A 6,110-nucleotide genomic window follows, 5' to 3' on the forward strand; every position below is an offset into this window, starting at 1 on the left:
TAATTCAGCCTGCTTCTTTTACTTATCAACATTATCCAGAGTATTGGTCTTCGAATCTGATTTTTTAATGATGGATATGCTGCCGTCTGTTTCGAGAACAACGGCTTCTACCTGATCCATCGAATTAATTCCGCTTGATCGTGCCGCCTGGAGAATTTCAACTTCCAATACACGTTCTTTTACTATATTTTCTTTTAAATATCTCCCTTGATAAAAAATCAATTTTGGATCTGATTTGATTAGCTTCTTGAAGCCGTCTGAACGGATGGAACTCCAGGCAACTACATATTGAAGTGCTATTAAAATGAAAAATGCGGTAATTCCTTCTGCTAGCGCCACTTTTTTATTTAATAAAATCGTTGCCAGCGTAGACCCGAGCGCAACTGTTACGATTAAGTCAAAAGCATTCATTTTTGAAAGTGTTCTTTTTCCGGATACACGTAACAGAAAAACGAGACCGGTATAGGCGAGCACACCAACAATCAATGTTCGCCAGATATTATCCCATGAGTTAAAAAACATTTAATCACCTCATATATGTTTTTTCCTAAAAAAGCAAGGACAAACATATGGAGAAGGGGGAATACTATCCAATAGTATTGAATAAGCCAAATTTCAAACTAGATGTTAATATTAGCGGTAATATTGCACATCAGTCCATTTTTAGGTAGGATGTTAAAGGTAGTGAAAGGAGCGAAAAAATTTGGGAAATCCGATAAATGATAAAAATACGCAGGTTGTATTCTTGAAACAGCGTTTGGATATGTTTGCTGAGTTGCTTGAAGCAATTGATCCGGAAGAAACTGACCTAGAGGATATCGACCGCATGATTCAGATCGTTGAAGAAATGGACGCGAAATGCCGAGAATTCAAGCATCGCGATATGTAAAAAAGACCTTTTTAATGAGGTCTTTTTTTTGTCTTTTTACCATGTATTAATTTCCGAATATTTGAATACCTGTTGATAGTTAATTTTGGGTATGAAAAAAGACCTTTTACAAACTTTTTCCTTGTAAACGATTCCACATTCATCTTTAAAAGACTGGATGATAGGAGTATAATGATATCGGAGAAATTGTTATAAAATTTTCACATATAAAGAGCTAGAAAGACAAGGGGAGAGGGGTAGTCAGATGAATATCGAAAAGTTTCAGGAAAGCATGTACCAGCTGATTGTTGAAACATCCACGAACCTGCCGAAGGATGTGCGCAGGGCGATCAAGACGGCGGCGGAGCGCGAGAACGCAGGAACCCGTTCGGCGATGAGCCTTGATACGATCACAAATAATATTAAAATGGCTGATGACAATGTATCGCCAATCTGCCAGGATACAGGCCTGCCAACCTTCAAAATCAAAACTCCGGTTGGCGCGAACCAGATTGAAATGAAAAAAGCGATTTACAATGCTATTGCGCAGGCAACGAAGGATGGGAAATTGCGTCCAAACTCCGTTGATTCACTGACAGGGGAAAATAGCGGCGACAATCTTGGCGGCGGAACTCCTGTCATCAAGTTCGAGCAATGGGAAAAAGATTATATCGACGCACGCCTGATTTTAAAGGGCGGCGGCTGTGAAAATAAAAATATCCAGTACAGCCTTCCAGCGGAACTAGAAGGACTTGGACGCGCTGGCCGTGACCTGGATGGTATCCGCAAGTGCATCATGCACTCGGTCTACCAGGCTCAGGGACAAGGCTGCAGTGCTGGTTTCATCGGCGTTGGTATCGGCGGCGACCGTTCTTCCGGCTACGACCTTGCGAAAGAGCAATTGTTCCGTACGGTTGACGATGTCAATCCGCATGAGGACCTTCGCGACCTTGAAGAATATGTAATGGAAAATGCCAACAAGCTGGGAATCGGCACGATGGGCTTTGGCGGCGAAACTACCCTTCTTGGCTGCAAAGTGGGTGTCATGAACCGTATTCCTGCTAGCTTCTATGTATCTGTGGCGTACAATTGCTGGGCATACCGCCGTCTAGGTGTAGCGGTGAATCCTGAAAGTGGAGAGATCCAGGAGTGGATGTACCAGGAAGGCGAGAAGATTGACTTCGCACAGCCTGCAGCCCAGGAAATTGCTGCAGCAGTTGAAGCACCAGTTGAACAGAATGTCGTTACGCTGACAGCTCCTATTACTGAAGAACAGATTCGTGAACTGAAGGTTGGAGATGTTGTCAGGATTGACGGCATGATGTATACCGGCCGAGACGCAATCCATAAGTATCTGTCAGACCATGATTCGCCAGTTGACCTGAATGGCCAGGTCATCTACCATTGCGGGCCAGTTATGCTCAAGGATGAGGAAGGCAACTGGCATGTGAAGGCGGCAGGACCGACAACAAGTATTCGTGAAGAACCTTACCAGGGCGATATTATGAAGAAGTTCGGCATCCGCGCTGTTATCGGAAAAGGCGGAATGGGAGCGAAGACGCTCGCTGCTTTGAAAGAACATGGTGGTGTTTACCTGAATGCAATTGGCGGCGCAGCGCAGTACTACGCTGACTGCATCAAATCCGTAGAGGGCGTTGACCTTATGAATTTCGGAATCCCTGAAGCAATGTGGCACTTGAAAGTAGAAGGCTTTACAGCCGTTGTCACGATGGACTCACACGGAAACAGCCTGCACGAGGATGTTGAAAAATCATCCCTTGAAAAATTGGCACAATTCGCTGATCGAGTATATAAGTAATATAAATGAAAGGAGACACGCTTTTTGGGCGAGTCTCCTTTTGTTATTTATAAGAATTTTTTTCACACGCTGACAAACACTAAGGAAAAACATCAATGGAGGAACATCATGAAGACGATTGTTAAAGTATTGCTAGCGTCGGCGCTGCTGCTCTTGATTACCTTGCCGGCGACAACGGGTGCGGAGGAAAACTCTAACTCACCAATGCACTGGGGCTTCAAGAAGGGCCGAAACGGAAGGCAGGCAGATGCAGGCAGGATGTTTGAGGTCATCCTTGAGGACCATGGAGCAGTTTATAAAGGTGACAAGAATTCGAAGGAAATATATTTAACGTTCGATAATGGGTACGAAAATGGTTATACCGAGAAAATCCTCGATATTTTAAAAGAAGAGAAAGTTCCCGCGGCATTCTTTGTGACGGGACATTATCTTGAAAGTGCTCCAGAACTTGTCGCCCGGATGGCAAATGAAGGTCATATCATTGGCAATCATTCATGGCACCATCCGGATATGACGAAGATCAGTGATGAGAAGATTAAAAAGGAACTCGAAATGGTCAGGACAGAAACGGAAAGAATCACTGGGAAAAAGCATATGACTTATTTGCGGCCGCCGCGCGGGATATTCAGCGAAAGGACGATGGCAGTTGCGAAGGAAGCTGGCTATATCCATGTATTATGGTCACTTGCCTTCGTTGATTGGAATACTGACCAGCAAAAAGGCGCGCAATATTCATATGATAAAATCATGACGCAAATCCATCCTGGCGCAGTCCTGCTGCTGCACACCGTATCAAAGGACAACGCCGATGCCCTTGGAAAAGTAATCAGGGATTTGAAAGAACAAGGCTACAAATTTAAAAGCCTTGATGATTTGATGCTCAGCAAAGGCGGAATGAAGGATCCGATGTTGTACTAGTATGTAGTTAGTCCCGGCATATTTTCTGGTGCCGGGATTTTATAATTGGAAAAACTGACATGATTTTTCCAGTTCGCCAATAAAATGGAAATTTCGCCAATAAAATAAAATTATCGCCAATATAACTGTGATTTTCGCCAATAAAAATAAATTATCGCCAATAAAATTGTGAACTCCGCCAATAAAAATTGAAAGCGCAAATTATCCCCCTGAAATTCAAATCTTTTTTGTTAAATTAGAGCCGTAATCTATACTATTTTCGAAAAAAACCTGCAAAAATGCTATAATACGGGAAAAATACTTAAGGGCGGTTAGTATATGTGGGAAGAAACAGTGGCATTTTCCGGGCCATATGATTTTGATCTTGCTTTAAGCAGGCTGGCGCTCGATCCTTTGCATTCAGTTGATATGGAAAAACGAATGGTGAAGGTGCCGCTTGTTTTAAAAAATAAAAAAATCGTCGCAGAAGTCATCGGAACAGGTTCTCTGGAGGATCCCGAATTCCTTATCCGTGCCGATCACGACAAAGAAATGACGTTACAGCGTTTAACCGAAATTTTTCAATGGAATGTGAAGTTGATCCATATTCATGAACATTTCCAGACGACGGAGTTAAAGAGTTTGTTCAATGAACATTATGGCACTCCGCTGGTCCTGGAATTTGATCCCTTTTCGAGTTTAATCAAAAGTATTATCCATCAGCAGCTGAATTTGAAGTTTGCATTTACACTGACAGAACGATTTGTAAAAACATACGGTGAGGAGCTTGACGGCATCTGGTTTTATCCGTCGCCTGAAAAAGTGGCGCAGCTTACGGTTGAAGAGCTGCGTGAATTGCAATTCAGCGGACGGAAGGCAGAGTATGTGATCGGCATCGCGGAACTGGCAGCGTCCGGACAGCTTGATTTTGAGAAAATGAAATCAAAGCCTGATGCAGAAGTTGCCCAGGAATTGATCAAGATCCGCGGAGTTGGTCCATGGACTGTTGAAAACTTTCTTATGTTTGCACTCGGAAGGCCGAATCTGTTCCCAATGGGGGATATTGGCATCCAAAATGCGTTGAAAAAATATTTCAATCTGGAGGAAAAGCCGACTCCAGCACAGATGGAAAAGTATAAAAACCCGTGGAACCCTTATTTAAGCTATGCTTCGCTCTATTTATGGAGAAGCATTGAATAATTGGAGTGAAGTTTTATGAAAAAAGATCAGCAAATAAAAGTAGATAAGCGCAAAAATAAAGATCAGCATTTAAAAGAAGATAAGTACCTCAAAAAAGATAAGCAAACTAAAACGGACCTGCATACCAAACCTGATCAGGGTATGAAAAAAGGGCCACAAAGCAAAGCCCAGCACAAAAAAGGGCCTCATAACAAAGACCAGTATAAGAAAAGAGGCCACCAATCGCAAAAAGACCAGCAAGCAGCAAAATTGGAGCTGAAGCAGACCTTCCCGCTGACAATCAAGCGACTGGGCATTAATGGTGAAGGCGTCGGCTATTTCAAACGCCAGGTCGTGTTCGTGCCGGGCGCGCTGCCAGGTGAGGAAATCGTTGCGGAGGCAACAAAGGTCCACCCTAAGTTTGCTGAGGCGAAAATCAAGAAAATCCGTAAACAATCAGAGCACCGGATCAAGCCGCTTTGCCCGGTATACGACCAGTGCGGTGGCTGTCAGCTACAGCATTTGCGCTATGACCAACAGCTCAACGAGAAACGGGACATTGTCATCCAGGCTTTGGAGCGCCATACAAAGCTCAAGATCGACGAGCTGGAAATCAGGCCGACGATTGGGATGGAGAATCCATGGGGCTACCGGAACAAGAGCCAATTCCAAGTTGGCGAAAAGGACGGAAAAGTGCTTGCAGGCCTATATGGCTTAAATTCGCACAACTTAATCAATATCGAGCAGTGCGCTGTCCAGCATCCGGCAACTACGAAAGCTACAGAAGTGGTAAAAGGCATTCTTCAGGATTTGAAAATTCCGATTTATAATGAGAAAAAGCACAAGGGACTTGTGAGGACAATTGTTGCGAGAACAGGAGTCCAGACTGGCGAACTGCAAATTGTCCTGATCACGACCAAGAAAGAACTGCCGAAAAAGGATATCATCATACAGGAAATCAAAAAACGGCTTCCTGAGGTTAACTCAATTGTGCAAAATATTAATGGGGAAAAGACATCAGTCATCTTCGGAAATGATACAGCGACTCTGGAAGGCAGCGATTTTATCCAGGAGACACTGGGCGACCTGCAATTTGAACTGTCGGCTCGTACATTCTTCCAGCTGAACCCTGAACAGACTGTAAAACTCTACAATGAAGCAAAATCAGCTGCCATGCTGACTAATAAGGAAAAGCTTGTTGATGCATATTGCGGCGTTGGGACCATTGGACTGTGGATGGCCGATCAGGCTGGCGAGGTTCGCGGAATGGACGTCATTCCAGAATCAATTGAGGATGCGAAAAAGAATGCCGAAAAGCACGGAGTCCAACACGCCAGATTCTATTTG

General features: G+C 43.8%; 6 protein-coding genes. 5 read left to right on the forward strand and 1 reads right to left on the reverse strand.

Annotated features, from left to right (window positions below; genetic code table 11):
• Window positions 1–18 precede the first annotated feature (18 nt).
• Window positions 19–522 (reverse strand): DUF421 domain-containing protein, encoded by a 504-nt coding sequence (locus ACH0QE_RS06855; protein ID WP_415799962.1) that lies wholly within the window; start codon window positions 520–522, stop codon window positions 19–21.
• A 181-nt stretch (window positions 523–703) separates the two neighbouring features.
• Between ACH0QE_RS06855 and ACH0QE_RS06860 the strand changes: the two genes are divergently transcribed.
• The 5 genes from ACH0QE_RS06860 to rlmD all read left to right on the forward strand — a co-directional run.
• Window positions 704–889 carry an SE1561 family protein gene (locus tag ACH0QE_RS06860; RefSeq protein ID WP_167833282.1) on the forward strand — a complete coding sequence of 62 codons (186 nt, stop codon included), beginning with the start codon at window positions 704–706 and terminating at the stop codon, window positions 887–889.
• A 244-nt stretch (window positions 890–1,133) separates the two neighbouring features.
• On the forward strand, window positions 1,134–2,687 hold the full coding sequence (locus tag ACH0QE_RS06865) for a fumarate hydratase (protein WP_415799963.1): 1,554 nt from the start codon (window positions 1,134–1,136) through the stop codon (window positions 2,685–2,687).
• A 108-nt stretch (window positions 2,688–2,795) separates the two neighbouring features.
• Window positions 2,796–3,605, forward strand: a complete 810-nt coding sequence (gene pdaA, locus ACH0QE_RS06870; protein ID WP_415799964.1) for a delta-lactam-biosynthetic de-N-acetylase — start codon at window positions 2,796–2,798, stop codon at window positions 3,603–3,605.
• Window positions 3,606–3,923: 318 nt separating this feature from the next.
• Complete coding sequence (locus ACH0QE_RS06875; RefSeq protein WP_415799965.1) at window positions 3,924–4,784, forward strand: DNA-3-methyladenine glycosylase family protein; 861 nt, start codon at window positions 3,924–3,926, stop codon at window positions 4,782–4,784.
• A 15-nt stretch (window positions 4,785–4,799) separates the two neighbouring features.
• Window positions 4,800–6,110 (forward strand): 23S rRNA (uracil(1939)-C(5))-methyltransferase RlmD (rlmD, locus tag ACH0QE_RS06880; protein ID WP_415799966.1); only part of this gene is annotated, 1,311 nt, incomplete at its 3' end.

Source organism: Mesobacillus sp. (assembly GCF_047739415.1).
Lineage (GTDB): Bacteria > Bacillota > Bacilli > Bacillales > Cytobacillaceae > Mesobacillus.